Below are 15,360 nucleotides of genomic sequence, written 5' to 3' on the forward strand. Positions count from 1 at the left end.
AGCTCTTAGTAAGCAGTGATCATTCTAACACTCCGATAGAATCATAGGCAGCCATTACAGCAGCTGTTTCAGCGGAAGGCTCTCCATTTTTATCAGGATATAAATCACGTGCAGATTGGACCATAGCTTCTCTCATCTCGGAAAAATTAGATGATGGCACTAAATAGACTGTTAATGCTTTATAGAGGATTTTGCCTAATTTATCTGATCCAATTCCATTCACAGTTGTACCGTAATGTTCTCCACCTTCAGCAATAAGGTAGGCTGCTTTATTATTTATACTACTGTTAATATGAACGCCACCTTCATCCAATTCCCCTAAATATCGATCATCATAATGATCAGGATAACGGTTATCTTTCAGGCCATAATTGGGGTGAAGCGCATTGGCTTTCGGATCTTCTAATGAACGAAGGCCGCCATCATTCGCGATATTAGGTGTATATACATCTTCACCTATTAGCCAGTTTCTATCTTCTTCGGCTTTGAAATGATTCTCTGCTAACACACCGAAAATATCAGCAATGGATTCATTTAGTGCTCCTGATTCACCTTCATATGTTAGATTAGCTGTATTTGTAATTACTCCGTGTGTCATTTCATGTCCTGCAACATCAAGTGCCCCTGCTAGTGAGCTGAAGTATGAACCATCACCGTCTCCATAAAGCATTTGTTTCCCGTTCCACGCGGCATTATTCCATTTTTCACCTATGTGCACGGTGCTTATAATTTTCATACCATCGTTATCTAAGCTATTACGATCATGTTGATTTTGAAAGTATTTGTTTACCTTTATCGAGTTTTGTTGAGCAGAAATGGCTGCTGGATCGTAGAAGAAGTTTGACGCTGTCTCTACTTCAAAACCTGTAAATCCTAGTAAAGCAGATAAAAGGATAAAAGGCGTTTCACCCATTCTTGCTGCATCATACGTATGAATTGGTACCGAACGATTTTTGACAGTTTCCAATGAATACAAATGGGTTTTGCCCGTTTCAATATTCTTTGTTGCATTGAAATTTTGCATTTTGCCAAATAAGTCTAATCCACGAGCACTGACAGTTTCTGTTTCCGGCTCCGCAGAATGAAGGGCATTAAAGTGATGTTGTACTTCACCTGTATGTGCATCAATAAAATAATGGAAATAACCAGGCACAGGAATGGAAGTAGAGGCTTTTACTAAATAAGTTAGATGGTATTCATCATTCTTTGGAAATACCATCAGTTCTGTTTCAATGCCATCATAATCTTTTATCGCACCGACTTCATTTTCTATCGCAGCTTTCGCATGAGACTCTGCTTCTTCTTTAGTAATACTAGGAGTTGTATTTATATTTACTTTCACTAACTCATCATTTACTTCCCCGATAGAAGCATAAACATTTAAGTTTTCATCTAGCGAAATGGTTTGACCTGAGCCATAAACTGGGACCCCGTCAACTTGCTCAACGGTTTTCATATGAATCGTTCCTATTTGTTTATCAACATGTTCATCAATGATTTTAAATTGATTCACACTCTTTTTACTTGTTCGCGCTTTAGATTGGGTCTCATCTTTCAGCTGGTCTTGTAAATAAGCTTGTACAACCTCCTCTTTATTTAACCCTTTCGGTGCTTGCCAGATGACTTCATTGGTCTCTGTTTGAATCGCTGCATATGTGGACAATGGAGAAAACCCTGCGAATGTGACGGACAAGGCTAATGCAGTAGGTAATATCACTTTCTTAGTAAAATTTTTCTTCTTCAAAACAATCACCTCATATTATTTTCTGTAAACAATTATAATTATTCTGAAAATTTAATATTACGTCAATATGTCAGCGATTGGGTTAATAAAACGCGACTTTGGACTCGCATCTCTATCATCTTCTATATGAATCACACGCTTTATTAGGTCTAATTACAGATAAAAATAACCCAATTTATTTATCAGATATTTCAGTTATATTAATGTTAGCAGAGAAAATCGATTAAGTTTTTTATGAAAGGAGAGTCATTCATATTGTTAAGTCTAGCAAAATGGACACTGCGATTAATTGGTAATCTACTATTTCTGCTTATCTGTGTTTTATTATTTATCATGCTTTTCGCACGTTTTACCGGTAATGAACCTAATCTCTTTGGATACCAGTTTAAAACAGTGCTTTCTGGATCAATGGAACCATTATTTAAAACAGGTTCAGTGATAGCGATTAACAAAACAGAAGAAAACAAAACCTATCAATCAGGAGATATTATTACTTTCAAACTTGATGAGATCCTTATCACACATAGAATAGTAGAAACGTCTTTAAAAGATGGAGCCATTACTTACACGACTAAAGGTGATAATAATGACGCTGTTGATAGATGGGAAGTCCCAGCACATCATGTGGTTGGGGAATATGCCGGTGTGACTATTCCCTATCTAGGCTATGTGCTACATACCGCACAAACCAAAGTAGGAGCCGCATTATTAATGATTATTCCAGGCATTATTTTACTCTTCTCTGCCTTTGTGCAACCTAGCGAAAGAAAACCAAAAGAGGTATATACGCAGTAACTCTCTTCCCTACTAAGGGGAAGTGAAACATATATTTAGGAGGAATGTTTACATGGGATTAAATTTTAAGTTAACAAAAAAGAATCTGATGACAGCTGCACTTGGATTATCATTAATTACCGGAGGAACTTATGCTTATTTTAGTGATAGTTTTGCAACTGAAAATACTTTTGCAGCAGGAACGCTAGATTTAGCTGTAAATCCGGATTTCGTCGTGAATATTGATAATATTAAACCAGGTGATGAAATCTATCGAGAATTCACTTTAGAGAATAATGGGACATTAGATATTCATAAAGTACTGCTACAAACAGATTACTCTGTCGTCGATGCAAATGGGGATAATGTAGAAGACTTCGCTGACCATATCAAAGTAACAATTATGTACAATACAAGCAGCGCAACCGTCCCAGTTGTTGAAACTACATTGGCAGAATTATCGAATACAGAGCCAGATTTAACGGCTATTGATACATTCGTTGGCGGTGGACAAATACCGGATGGCATCCCAGCAGGGGAGAAAGAAAAAATGTTTGTGTTATTCGAATTTGTTGACAATGGACAAGACCAAAATCAATTTCAAGGTGATCAGCTTCGTGTAAATTGGACATTCAATGCTGAGCAAACTGCTGGGGAATACATTGACGAACAATAATGAGTCTTTATTTAAAAGTGTGAAACACTGCTCTTAAACGGGGAATCTGGTTTGAGAGTGTAATGTGATGGAGAATGGCGGTCTCTCAAATCAGCACTGTAAATTGAGGACGTCGCAAAAGAATTCGCTTTTAAACATGAAAAAATCAAGTATATCAGCCAGCGTTTCCATCAAAATAGTGCCTGATGAGACATCTCATCAGGCACCCCAAAAAGGGCGTTACCCTATTACTGATTCTCCTTACCACTACCTTTCATTTCCTCTCTCAAAGTTACCAGTAAGTTTTGCTAGCATAATTGAATGCTGCCCTCTTCGTTCTCAATCTTATTATGAATTTCGCCGCTTCTTTTTCCACTGATTGATTCTTTATTATGTGAAAACTAAATGTTTCTCCTTTTAAACGTTCCCTTTTAACTTCCCCTCCCTTTCATTTAAGCATTCAGCGTCTTTATTGAAATTATTTTCCAAAAAAATGAAACTTTACAATTCACACCACGTATACATAATTGTAGAAAATTTTAAAAGGGGAGATTTTTTATGGAAGCTGAATTAAAGCAAGAAGTGGAAGAACCAAAGAAACCTCGTTTGTTCGGGATGATTGCCAATCCATCAGAGCAATTTGAGCGGATTAAGCAACAACCGAAAATCTGGGTACCGTTATTGTTAGTGTCGTTATTATTTACAGTTGGTATGATTATCACCGCTTTGTCGATGGATCCAGCTTATCTTGGAATTGAGGATTTATCTCCAGCTGAGCAAGACATGGTGTATATGTTTTCACTGATTACGACTGGAATTATGGGCATTATTTCACCCATTTTCACGGTGTTAATTTCTTCAGCTATTTATCTATTAATTTGTAAAATTGCTAGTTCGGATGTGTCATTTAAGCAGCTATTTTCAATGAATACATACATTCTGGTTATTAGTGTGATTGGACTCATCTTGAATGGTGTGATTCGTATGATAATTGGTGGCAATCCAGAGTTAAATGTGACGAGTTTAGCAGCTGTATTAAATACAGAAGCTACCAGTGTTTGGGCAAGTATTGAAGTTTTCTCCATATGGCAAACAATTCTTGTCGGTTTAGGTTTGCATAAAGTGGCGGGATTAAGTAAAGGGGTTGCTTACGGTATAGCGATTGCTTTCTTTATTATTAGTCTGGTCTTCGCTTTAGTTGGTTCTACGGTGGTGTAAGGTAAATATGAAGAAAAAAACTTGGATCATTGTTGGAGTGGTAAGTGTAGTCGTGATGATGATAGGTGCTAGCGTCTACCATCAAGCTTTTGCGAAAGGACCTTCTGTAACGACTGCGAATGCAGAGAATGAAGTAATTACAGATACGTTAATTGTGCCAGGTACATTATCTTTGAAAAATGAACAGAAAGTGTACCCCGGTGTAGAAGGTGAAGAAATTGCTGATATCCTTGTTAAGGAAGGTGATGCTGTTGAAAAAGGTACAGCTGTCGCAAAGTATGATGATACGCGAGTGGCGATGGAACTTGAAAGGTTGAGTTTACAGATTGAATCTGGTTATTTACGAATCAATCAAGTGGATAAACAATTAGATCGACTCTCAGATCAAGAAAAGGAATTGCGTGATACCGTCGGCAAAAAAGAAGCCGCTAAGCAAATAGAACCGGAAAGAGATCAGCTGCAATTAGATTTAAGAATGGCAAATTTAGAGGTCCGACAGTTTCTTTTAGAGAAGAAAGAAATTGAAGAACAACAAAAAGATTTAGAGATTAAAAGTAAATTAGATGGAACGATTTTACAAGTGAATGAAGATCAACCAACGGATCCGATGGCGCAGCAGCCAGTCATCCATATTGGTAATACGGATGAAATGGTAGCGCGTGGTGTTTTATCAGAATTTGAGTCTTTAAAGGTCGAGAAAGAGATGAAAGCGACGATTCGGACAGATGTACTACCTGATAAGGAATGGAAGGGAAAGGTTAATTTCATCGGGTTAATGCCAGATGAAAACAGCCAGTCAGTCTCTGGTGAAGCGACCCCAGCGCAATATGGCATGATGGTTGAAATTGAAGATGACATTACTGAATTGCGAACAGGATTTCAATTAATTATTGAAGTGGAGACAAGTAGTAAGAAGGCACTTACTGTCCCATCTGAGTCTGTGTTATCTGCTGATGGTGATTCTTATGTCTATCTTCTAAAAGATGGAAAAGCTCATCGTCAAAACGTGAGTGTAGGCGTTGCCACTGGTGATAAGATAGAGATATTAGATGGTATAACAACTGATGATGATGTGATTACTAATCCTTCTGATGACTTGAGTGATGGCTTGGAAGTGGAAGCGGAATGATTCATTTACGAGAAATCACAAAGTCTTATCAAATAGGCGATGAAATGGTCGATATTTTACAAAGCATTGACTTAACGATTGAAAACGGAGAGTCGCTCGCAATCATGGGGCCGTCGGGTTCTGGAAAATCGACATTAATGAATATTATTGGTTGTCTTGATCGACCGACGAATGGAACCTATCAACTAGACGGTGAGTATATATCGCAATATTCTGAAGTAGAACTAGCGAAAATTAGAAATCGTTCCATTGGTTTTGTATTTCAACAATTTCATTTACTACCAAGGCTATCGGCTTTAAAAAATGTCGAACTACCGATGATCTATAGTGGTTTGAATAAGAAAGAAAGAATGGCTAAAGCTGAGCGTGCGCTCATTAAGGTAGGTTTAGAAGACCGAATGGAACAGCTTCCGAGTATGTTATCAGGTGGACAGAAGCAACGGGTAGCCATTGCCCGTGCACTTGTCAATGAACCGAAGTTGATACTGGCTGATGAACCGACAGGCGCGCTCGATACGAAAACGAGTGAAAATATTATGGAGCTTTTTACCCAACTAAATAAAGAAGGTACCACGATCGTAACGGTAACACATGAACCGGAAATCGCTGCTTATGCGAGTCGTAGAATTCTCGTCCGCGATGGTATCATTGTCGAAAATGAGCGCCAAGTAGGGGGTCGATGACTTTGAGCCTTCTTGAAAGCATAAAAATGGCACTTAGTTCGTTAATGGCACATAAGCTGCGCTCCATTCTTACAATGATAGGGATTATCATCGGTGTTGGCTCTGTTATTATTGTCGTTGCTATTGGCCAGGGCGGGGAAGCAATGTTGAAATCACAACTCACAGGCCCGGGAAATACGATTGATTTATTTTATCAACCGTCAGATGAAGAGATAATGGCAAACCCCAATGCATTGTATGCCTCGGCGTTTTCACAAGAGGATATTCGCGCTTTAGAGGAAATTGATGAAGTGAACAGGGTTGTTGCGTCAAGCTTAGAATTCGGTCCTGTCCAGTTTCGAGATCAGCAGATAGAAGCAACTTTAATGGGGATTAACGAATCTTATTTTCAATTGAACCCGTTAAATCTATCAGATGGAAGAGGTTTTACAACAGCAGATTTCTTAAGTGGAAAACGGGCAGTTATTGTTAGTCAATCACTTCAAGAAGAGCTATTTGAAGGAGAAGAAGCAGTGGGTGAGGTGATTCGCCTTGGTGCTCAACCGGTTGAAATCATTGGTGTGCTAGAAAAACCAACGGGGATTTTCTCCTTCGGTAGTATGGAAGTTTACTTGCCTAGTTCGACTTGGCTAACGATTTATGGTAGTAGTGATATATCGCAAGTGACATTGCAGACTAATTCTGCAGATGATCTACAGCAGGCAGGGGAGAAAGCAGCCTCTCTTATGAACAGTCGCTATAACACGGAAGAAGCATACCAAGTATTAAATATGGAAGAAATCGCTGAAGGACTCGGTCAAGTCACAACAATTATGACGATGATTATTGGTAGTATTGCCGGAATCTCATTATTTGTTGGTGGAATTGGTGTCATGAATATCATGCTCGTTTCTGTCACAGAGCGTACGCGTGAAATCGGCATCAGAAAAGCGTTAGGCGCAACGAGGCAGCAAGTATTAACTCAATTCCTCATAGAGTCAATTACTCTTACCTTCATTGGTGGTGTAGTCGGTATTCTGCTTGGCTGGGGTGTGACAACATTAATTAGTTTATTTGCGGGTTGGCCTTCTCTCATGAGTTGGCAAGTCATTGCTGGAGGCATGCTATTCTCTATGCTAATTGGTGTCATCTTTGGTATATTACCTGCAAGTAAAGCCTCAAAGCTTGACCCGATTGAATCATTGCGTTATGAATAAGCGTTTAGTATTTTAGGTGTTTTTAGGTCCTACGTCTGTAACCAATTACAGGGATAAAGTAGTGTTTTTTTAATAAACCGTTAATTCTGACTAAAATAGTTTGAATTAACGGTTTTTTCATGTAACGATAACAATAAGAAAAAAGATAAATGGAAGGAGAGTGAATAATGGTAAAGAAAAATCAAATTGCTGCTGCTATTTTAAGAGTGGTTTTAGGCGTCATCTTTTTTATGCATGGTCTGAGTAAGTTTCAAGATGGTATACACAACACAGTTGGATTTTTTGAAAGTTTAGGGTTGCCAGGTTTCACTGCTTATATGGTTGCATTAATCGAACTCATCGGTGGGATTGCGTTGGTAATAGGAGTTGGAACAAGGTTAATTTCTGTTCTATTTGCTCTTATCATGGTTGGTGCAATTATTATGGTAAAGATTGGGGATGGCTTCTTTGGTATAGAATTCGATCTTGTTCTTTTAGCCATTTCAATTTGTTTAGCTATTGTTAATCAATCATATCTAGCGCTAGATAATGTGCTAAAGCGTCATAAAGACCAATCGATGGATATGGATGGATAGATATCGAAAACATAACCGAGAAAAACATTTCTCGGTTATTTGTTTCATTATTCGATTACTTGCCACAGATAGGCAAGGGGAACAGTGTCAACAAAACGTTGGAATTACTTCGCTTTTATTGAAAAATGAATATTATAACCCTTGTTTTACAAGATAGTATCTTTTATACTGTTTATATACCTTGTAAAACAAGATAGTGAAATGGGTGGAATAGAAATGTCACACACACAAATGATGAAGGGGATAATCGATGGCTGTTTGTTAGCGATTATTGATGGTAAAGAGTGCTATGGCTATGAAATGGCTGAACGGCTAGGTGAGTATGGTTTTGATGCAGTCAGTGAAGGGACAATTTACCCGCTACTCATGCGCATGCAACGAGAAGGATTAGTCACTTCTGTTCGCAGGGCATCGACAGCTGGGCCACAGCGAAAATATTATTCTCTTACAAAAGAAGGCAAGCAAGCATTAGTGGAATTTAGCCTACGCTGGCAACAGCTAGAGAAAAGCGTAAATGCCGTCCTAAAAAAAGAAATGGAATAGTGGAGGTGGAAAAAATGTCATTAACACAGAAGAGTAAGAAATTTCTTGAGGACTTGCATATTTATTTACTATCAAGTGGAAAAAACCTCAACGAAATTAAGGAGATTACAAAAGAACTCGAAGATCATCTATTAGAAGCAGAAGCAAATGGTAAATCGGTTGACCAAGTTGTAGGAGACTCCCCAAGTGCATATATGGAGAGCATTTCAGGTGAAATGAAATCAGATCTTGCCTCATGGACAAAGTACTTTCCTCTTGTCTTACTGGGACCGATTGCTTTTACCATATTCGGAGATTTAATTAATGGCGGAGAACTGGCTTATAGTCTATTTCATATCATTGGTATCATTGTTTATACCTTACTATTTATTATTGGTGTTGCCATCGTATTGAAATATACATCAAAAAAGCAGTCATCCGTAACAAAGGAAATATTCATCTTATCATTACCAATCATCGTTAGTATGCTGTTTTATCTGTCAGTATTATTTTTGGACACAATGATAGACACACCAATAGTCCATTTTGGAGAAATCGGCAGTATTGTGATAGGGAGCGTTGTATTCCTACTCATCATTGCTTTCTCCATTTGGAGCAAAACGATCATTATTCCAGTTGTTTTACTCGCATTGTTTCTACCAGATATTTTACTTAAGGAAACGGCATTATCTGAATCTAGTAAGCTGATCATTGGTATGTTTATTACCTATAGCCTCATTGGACTGTACTTGTTTTATATTTTTGTAAAAGAAAGGAAGAAACAGCAAGGAAGTGAATGAAAAACTAACAGCGATTGATTGTTCACACGACCTAAACTAAAAGAGACGGATGAAGAGCAACCCAGGAGTATAGAGAAAAGAATAGATCACTTGAAGAATTAAATTCTATAGCAAAATTAACAAAAGGCGATGTGCTTAAATCTGAATACGATGAAGCTATTAAATTGGTGGAACCTTAAAGCTTTTTATCTTCATTCTAATTCATGCACATCTGTCCATATTTTTAATCAACACTTTATTTATTGAGTAAATTATCTACGCCGTTATATGTTAATCATTTATATCCATATCACATTACCTTTATAAAAGTACGTTTTGAATACAAATGTTTAATATAAATAAAACGTATTTATAAACAAAAGATTAGTAGGATAATTACTATTCCAAAAACTCTACCTTTATAACTGGGAAAATTGAATAACTCCTTTTGCATGGAGATAACTTGTATTTTTAAAAATCGTCCAGATTGAGAGAGATACAACAAAAAAAGGACTTATAGCCCTTTTTATATATAGATTGGAAGCATGGACTTGAGATTTACTTATATAAAATTAATGCACTAAATAAAATTACTGGTGAAGAATATTTTATGTCAATAACCTCAATTTTTGTGTCGGATAAAAACTCATTAAGCTTCCTATTGAATTTTCTTTCTGACCAACATACTATAGTTTTTGCTTTCAATCTTTCCCCTCCTTAAATTTGTTGTCTAGTTAAAATAAGAACATTTTTTTTGCCTTTTGATTGATAACTGGGCAAGCTTTATTGGTCATTATTTGTCTTCTTCTTTTTGCTATAAACTTATAAATCCCATCTCTAATTGTTCTTGGAATAATTAGAGCTATTAATAATGGTTTGAAAATAAAATGAGTCGAGGCCATTAATTTTATAACTGCATCTGAATAAATATATTCCTTTGAATTATCAATAAAAATCATGCTATCAATATTTGTATTTGTTTCATAATTAGCTTTTGTCCAATTACTATTAAAATCAGTAATTTTTAATTCTGAATTTGTATTCATATCTACAATAAATCGGATAAACCTACTACACATATTGCATTCACCATCATAAATTAAAACCTTCATTTTTAACACTCCCAATTTGCTATCTTTAAGTAAGGTATGTGCCAATTAAACCCATGAATGATAACACAAATATAAAGCCTAAAATATAAATTAGAGTATTTCCTTCTTTTCTAAATAAACTTAGTATCGTTCCAATAAGGATTAATGGAAAAGAGAGGAATGGTAATACGTAATTAAACATAGGGTCGTAAATTAAATATTCGTTTAAAACTTCTAAGAACAATACAAGAAATCCTATCGTGAAACTTGTTGTTTTAATTTTATAACTTAAATCATTCGTAACTTCTAAATGCTTCCCTTTCCAAGTACCAAACAATAATTTATAGGGAGTCTTTTTTTCTTTACTATGTATCCTTGGATATATCGGCTGTAAAAATGGTGCTTTACCATCAACAGACTCATACCCCCAAGCTATTTCCTTTCCTGCAATGCAAGCTTTTTCAACGGTATTAAAATGAGAATGACTATCTTCATAATTTGGTTCAAGTGTTCTTTCTGGTTCTATTGAGAAGGCAAATCTCTTTCCCTCATGATCTCCAAAGTATTTATTCTTATTAGAGAGTACACCATAATATATAGCAGTAGAAATATTAAGAAAAGGATGGTAAAAGAATTTAAGCCTACCCATGCTTGGGTCAACTGGTATCCAACCCTTTCCTTCTATAAAAACTTCACTCCAAGAATGAGGCGAAAACTTTTTAAGAGTCCAAGTACCATAGAGTATCTTTGATGGGATATTTAATGCCCTACAATAAGAACAAAAAAGTGCTGCAAATTCTCCGCAATCGCCCTTTTTTCTTTTTAAAAACGAAAAAACTCCTCTTTCATCAAACCGTGTAGAATACTTAAAGTTTTTAGTAATAAACTTATATATTTGATGAGCCTTATCATAATCTGTCTTAGCATCGCCTATGATAGATAGCGCTTGCTCTTTAATTTCTTTATTTACAGGAATCAGCTTAGTTGATCTTAAAAAGAACAATTTCTCTTCTTCGGTTATTTTACTTTGATTAATTCTATTTTTTAACCTATTTCCAGTATATCGGTAATTGATTTTCAATTTCTCAGTGGGTTTTAAACTGTAATACCAGATAGGATTTAAAAAAGAATAATCAGTAACCTTATGAGGTTCAATGGTTGAACTTATCTCTATATTATTTTGCGTGCTTGATTCTATTGGTTTAGATAGCCAAAGTTCAATATTTTCTTTTGTTGTGTTTTCATACAAATAAGTGATTTGAAAATTTTGTTTTTTCAAGTTATACCACTTCCTTATTCAAAGATGTTGTTCCTTTCTGCTTTTTTTGTTGTGAAGAACCTTTAAAGAATTTAAGCTTATTTAGAAAAGAAAAAGCTTTTTTATACTCTTTATCAGAGAATACAAGTACTTCAATAGCAATCATAATTGCAGAAAAGGTTATTAATCCCATTGCTATTGCGATACCTAAATGGAAACCCATCATAAGTGTCACAATTACATATTTACTCCATTTATTGAACAATGAGAACGGAAAAGCTAATTTAACTAAAATAGAAGCATAAGTAAATAATACAATGAAATAATCATTGCTTGTAAGAATCTGTTCCCAGAAAGGTTTTGAAAATGTATCCACTTGTAAAATGTAGTAAAGAGCAGTACCATTATTCCATTTTTCTCCCATTACTTGAAATATACCAGAAAAAAAGTACATAATACATATTTGCACGATGATAAACAACAAAGCAAAGTTATGCAATACAGATTTTACTTCTGGAAGAATTTTTGGGAATGACCATTGAGGTTTTATTTTTATTGAATAATAGGCGGTAGTATTCAAAAATATCATATAGAGTAGACATAATGACATTATATTATCTCCACCATCACTTATTAACGAATTCCTACTAATTAATGATAAATAGAAGATATAATTTAAAATATGGACAATTTTCCCACCGAAACCAATAGTAAATAATAAAGCAAAAATAAAACCACTATGATATAAGATTTCAAAATACAAAACTGAATCATTTAGTCCATAAGGCGAAAAGAATACTTTATACATAGAATTGTATACTTCATCACTAATGACACCAGAATCATGCCAGAAAAAATGACGCATACCATAGTTTACAATGTAATTATATAAAATAATTATACCAAAGAGTATTCTTAATAAGCTTGCTCCAATTAAATGATTTTGAGTAGTCAACTTATTATAAAAGTGATTTATATTATTAATTTTCTCCACTCGATTTCTTTCCTCCTTTATTTTATAGTGACAACTTCTTTAAATTCTCCTCTAAATTCTCTCCAATCATATTCTACAAACAACTCTTCAGTTTTATAATTCTGATCATTTCTTTTCGAGTAAGGAACGGGAGTGTCATTTATAACTCTTACTTTGACCTTTTCTATGTTATTTGGGTGTTCAATTAATTGTGCCATAGAAAAACTAAACCTATAAAGTTGATCAATGTGATTTTCGTGCCTTACTTTTTCTTCATTTTTATCTAGGAATTTATCGCTATCATCTTCACTTTTCTCTTTGAATTTTGCAATTATCTCTTCTTCTTCAAAGAGATTTTGTACTAACCCAGTAGGAATTCTGGCTGCTCTATTATATGGGCTTATACTATTATTTTGATTTTTATCTAATAAAGGACGTCCAATATCGAACCATTCCGATTCATCCCCCTGATTGTTCATTACTTTTATTGCAATTCTGTCTGTATGCGACACTGGCTCTGGGGCGAATAGGTTCCATTGTTGGAATAATAGGGGATGCATATATGAATGAAAAAAGTTTTGTTGTTTCATAGATACTGGGTTAAGTGGACCTGTAGACAATGCTATTATCGAAAAGTGAAAGATTGTAAATATTGATAAACAAATTATTAAAATTGTAATCATTTTTTTTTTCATAATTTTACCTTCCATATCTTTTTAGTGAGGGGAGAATTAATTAGAGGAGTAGAGGAATTATAATGTTCCACTACTCCTTGAATTATTTAATTAATCAAACACAACATCAAGGTCTTTGTCATACTCTACTGCAGGCTGTTCAGCGTTGTTACCTAATTTGTCCAATAACCATGAAGTAGCTTTTGTACCAGCTTTAAAAGCTACACCGCCTACAAATCCTGCAGCTGCTACAGCTGGAATTGCTTCTGGTTCAACTTCTGCTACTTTTTTAGATGAATCGAAATTAGCAGTTTTGATTTCCAAGTCATTAGTAGCATTTGCTGAAGCAAAAGTCCCTCCCCCAATAATTAATGCGGACGCGAATACTGCAATTAGTCCCTTTTTCATTACTTTCTCCCCTTTTTATGCAAAATTTCTCTTTATTACAAGAGATGATTTAATCTTACAAATTTTCCGATTTTATTTCAATAATATTCTATAAAATGTAAAAAATGATAGAAAAGAAGTAAATAGGAAAAAATAGGTAGGTAAAAATTAGTGTACACTCCTTTTCTTGTAGCATACTGGTAAATAAATGTAATGATATCTTTTACCTAATTTATGTAAATTATTTGTAAAATAAAAAAACTAATAGTTAATTTTTACTATAAGAAAAAACAAGAGAATGGTCTCTTATTTTTGGTATATATAGCCTTTTTGAATTATCATCTCATACTCCTCAGTAGGAATGGAGAGTGATTTAATAGCAAAATAGTTATTGTTATGTTTTGATGGTCTGAAACTTGTGAAAGTAAATGCATTAAGAAACTGATTGACGGTGGTTGGATCATCCAATATTTGTTAAGATAAAATGGTAAAAGGAGTGATTGTGTGAGAGCCTTAACAATAGGTATCCTGACGGGTTCTTTAGCTTTTATTCCCCTTTTAATTTTTAATGGACTCCATTCGGCAATGGGCGGCGGATTGCTGATTGGTTATTTCGCTTTTGAAATCACTTATTTTTATAAAATAGAAAATAATCGACATCAGAATATAGGGGAGATGAATCAGAAAAGGTGAAATCTGAGACGCTTATAAAGGAGAAAGACAGCTTCATTATTGCAATTGCAGCAGTTTCTGGTGGAGGGAAAACAGAGATAACGAAGGCTTTGGTCAATCAGTTGCCACATGCTGTGGCGCTCCATTTTGATGAGTTTGCGTTAGCAGGACCGAGTAGTATCATCCAATGGATTGAAAAGGGTGCGGACCCTCACGCATGGGACATCACTCCGATTGTAGAAGTGGTACAGCGATTTAAACAAAACTATGCTTATATTATTTTAGATTTTCCTTTTTCTTATCTTCATCAAGCGTTAGCTTCTGAAATTGATTTCCTTTTTCATAGATACACCGCTTGATATAGCTCTTGCACGAAGGATTGTAAGAGATTTTGAGCTTTTAGAAGATATACACGACGATCTCCGGTTTTATTTAGAGAAGGGTAGAGGCGCCTATATCCATATGCTTGAGACAGTAAGGATGGATGCAGATAAAATCATCGATGGCACCTTAAGTAAGGAGGAGACAATGCAACAAATAATAGAAGAAGTGAACAGGAGAATAAAAGATGAGTCAGACAGCGATAGATAAAATGTGGCAGCAATATCGACAACAACAACCAGAAGCGCCAAATACTTATGCAGCATGGGCGTTCGGTGATAGTGAGGAAATGGCGGAAGCTTTGGCGGAACTAGTTACAGAAGGAAAGAAAACAGCAACAGCATCCAATTACCTTTTATACGAGTTAGAAAATGAAGAGTTACCGCAAGTCGGACAGTTGAATATTATTCTTGATGGTAAAGGGCTGCCACAAGCAATTGTAAAAACGACAAGTGTAACAATCGTACCTTTTGATGAAGTGACAGAGAGTCATGCATTTAATGAAGGAGAGGGAGATCGTTCGCTTGGCTATTGGAGAGAGGTACATGAAGCCTTTTTTAAACGAGAGTTAGCACCTTTAGGCAAAGACTTTCATGAAAAACTCCTCGTCGTATGTGAAGACTTTGAAGTTGTCTATAAAAAGGAGTGA

19 protein-coding genes are annotated in these 15,360 nt (G+C 35.4%); 13 read left to right on the top strand and 6 right to left on the bottom strand.

Annotation, left to right across the window (positions count from 1 at the left end):
• Positions 1–19: 19 nt before the first annotated feature.
• Positions 20–1,744 carry a M4 family metallopeptidase gene (locus MHH73_RS03500; RefSeq protein WP_341064702.1) on the bottom strand — a complete coding sequence of 575 codons (1,725 nt, stop codon included), beginning with the start codon at positions 1,742–1,744 and terminating at the stop codon, positions 20–22.
• A 255-nt stretch (positions 1,745–1,999) separates the two neighbouring features.
• Here MHH73_RS03500 and sipW point away from each other — a divergent pair, with 255 nt between their 5' ends.
• The 9 genes from sipW (at position 2,000) to MHH73_RS03545 (ending at position 9,296) form a co-directional block, all read left to right on the top strand.
• On the top strand, positions 2,000–2,539 hold the full coding sequence (gene sipW / locus MHH73_RS03505; protein ID WP_225230729.1) for a signal peptidase I SipW: 540 nt from the start codon (positions 2,000–2,002) through the stop codon (positions 2,537–2,539).
• A gap of 52 nt (positions 2,540–2,591) precedes the next feature.
• Positions 2,592–3,194, top strand: a complete 603-nt coding sequence (locus MHH73_RS03510; RefSeq protein ID WP_191816621.1) for a TasA family protein — start codon at positions 2,592–2,594, stop codon at positions 3,192–3,194.
• Between the two features lie 537 nt (positions 3,195–3,731).
• Positions 3,732–4,391, top strand: a complete 660-nt coding sequence (locus MHH73_RS03515; protein ID WP_341064707.1) for a Yip1 family protein — start codon at positions 3,732–3,734, stop codon at positions 4,389–4,391.
• A gap of 7 nt (positions 4,392–4,398) precedes the next feature.
• Positions 4,399–5,520 carry an efflux RND transporter periplasmic adaptor subunit gene (locus MHH73_RS03520; protein ID WP_341064710.1) on the top strand — a complete coding sequence of 374 codons (1,122 nt, stop codon included), beginning with the start codon at positions 4,399–4,401 and terminating at the stop codon, positions 5,518–5,520.
• Positions 5,517–6,203 carry an ABC transporter ATP-binding protein gene (locus tag MHH73_RS03525; RefSeq protein ID WP_341064712.1) on the top strand — a complete coding sequence of 229 codons (687 nt, stop codon included), beginning with the start codon at positions 5,517–5,519 and terminating at the stop codon, positions 6,201–6,203. The genes MHH73_RS03520 and MHH73_RS03525 overlap by 4 nt, the downstream gene beginning before the upstream one ends.
• A gap of 2 nt (positions 6,204–6,205) precedes the next feature.
• Positions 6,206–7,399 carry an ABC transporter permease gene (locus tag MHH73_RS03530; RefSeq protein ID WP_191816629.1) on the top strand — a complete coding sequence of 398 codons (1,194 nt, stop codon included), beginning with the start codon at positions 6,206–6,208 and terminating at the stop codon, positions 7,397–7,399.
• A 167-nt stretch (positions 7,400–7,566) separates the two neighbouring features.
• The gene (locus MHH73_RS03535) at positions 7,567–7,974 is read left to right on the top strand and encodes a DoxX family protein (RefSeq protein WP_191816631.1); all 408 of its coding nucleotides are present in this window, start codon (positions 7,567–7,569) and stop codon (positions 7,972–7,974) included.
• A gap of 216 nt (positions 7,975–8,190) precedes the next feature.
• The gene (locus MHH73_RS03540) at positions 8,191–8,517 is read left to right on the top strand and encodes a PadR family transcriptional regulator (RefSeq protein ID WP_191816633.1); all 327 of its coding nucleotides are present in this window, start codon (positions 8,191–8,193) and stop codon (positions 8,515–8,517) included.
• A gap of 14 nt (positions 8,518–8,531) precedes the next feature.
• On the top strand, positions 8,532–9,296 hold the full coding sequence (locus MHH73_RS03545) for a DUF1129 family protein (RefSeq protein WP_191816634.1): 765 nt from the start codon (positions 8,532–8,534) through the stop codon (positions 9,294–9,296).
• Between the two features lie 713 nt (positions 9,297–10,009).
• Here MHH73_RS03545 and MHH73_RS03550 read toward each other — a convergent pair.
• The 5 genes from MHH73_RS03550 to MHH73_RS03570 form a co-directional block, all read right to left on the bottom strand.
• Positions 10,010–10,387: a thiol-disulfide oxidoreductase DCC family protein gene (locus MHH73_RS03550; RefSeq protein WP_191816635.1), complete on the bottom strand. Its 378-nt coding sequence runs from the start codon at positions 10,385–10,387 to the stop codon at positions 10,010–10,012.
• Positions 10,388–10,412: 25 nt separating this feature from the next.
• Positions 10,413–11,645 carry a transglutaminase-like domain-containing protein gene (locus MHH73_RS03555; protein WP_341064722.1) on the bottom strand — a complete coding sequence of 411 codons (1,233 nt, stop codon included), beginning with the start codon at positions 11,643–11,645 and terminating at the stop codon, positions 10,413–10,415.
• A gap of 1 nt (position 11,646) precedes the next feature.
• Positions 11,647–12,618, bottom strand: a complete 972-nt coding sequence (locus MHH73_RS03560; RefSeq protein ID WP_341064725.1) for an HTTM domain-containing protein — start codon at positions 12,616–12,618, stop codon at positions 11,647–11,649.
• A 17-nt stretch (positions 12,619–12,635) separates the two neighbouring features.
• Positions 12,636–13,292 carry a DUF5819 family protein gene (locus MHH73_RS03565; RefSeq protein WP_191816637.1) on the bottom strand — a complete coding sequence of 219 codons (657 nt, stop codon included), beginning with the start codon at positions 13,290–13,292 and terminating at the stop codon, positions 12,636–12,638.
• Positions 13,293–13,382: 90 nt separating this feature from the next.
• Positions 13,383–13,679 carry a hypothetical protein gene (locus tag MHH73_RS03570; protein WP_191816638.1) on the bottom strand — a complete coding sequence of 99 codons (297 nt, stop codon included), beginning with the start codon at positions 13,677–13,679 and terminating at the stop codon, positions 13,383–13,385.
• A 483-nt stretch (positions 13,680–14,162) separates the two neighbouring features.
• Between MHH73_RS03570 and MHH73_RS03575 the strand changes: the two genes are divergently transcribed.
• The 4 genes from MHH73_RS03575 (at position 14,163) to MHH73_RS03590 (ending at position 15,360) form a co-directional block, all read left to right on the top strand.
• Positions 14,163–14,351 carry a hypothetical protein gene (locus MHH73_RS03575; RefSeq protein WP_191816639.1) on the top strand — a complete coding sequence of 63 codons (189 nt, stop codon included), beginning with the start codon at positions 14,163–14,165 and terminating at the stop codon, positions 14,349–14,351.
• Positions 14,348–14,689, top strand: a complete 342-nt coding sequence (locus MHH73_RS03580) for a hypothetical protein (RefSeq protein ID WP_341064730.1) — start codon at positions 14,348–14,350, stop codon at positions 14,687–14,689. Before MHH73_RS03575 ends, MHH73_RS03580 begins: the two co-directional genes overlap by 4 nt.
• A gap of 103 nt (positions 14,690–14,792) precedes the next feature.
• Entirely contained in the window at positions 14,793–14,921 is a 129-nt protein-coding gene (locus MHH73_RS03585; RefSeq protein WP_341064732.1) for a hypothetical protein, read from the top strand.
• Positions 14,899–15,360 (top strand): ASCH domain-containing protein, encoded by a 462-nt coding sequence (locus MHH73_RS03590; RefSeq protein WP_341064734.1) that lies wholly within the window; start codon positions 14,899–14,901, stop codon positions 15,358–15,360. Before MHH73_RS03585 ends, MHH73_RS03590 begins: the two co-directional genes overlap by 23 nt.

Origin of the sequence: Cytobacillus sp. FSL K6-0265, assembly GCF_038003465.1 — a bacterium.
In the GTDB taxonomy this organism is placed as follows: domain Bacteria; phylum Bacillota; class Bacilli; order Bacillales; family Cytobacillaceae; genus Cytobacillus; species Cytobacillus stercorigallinarum.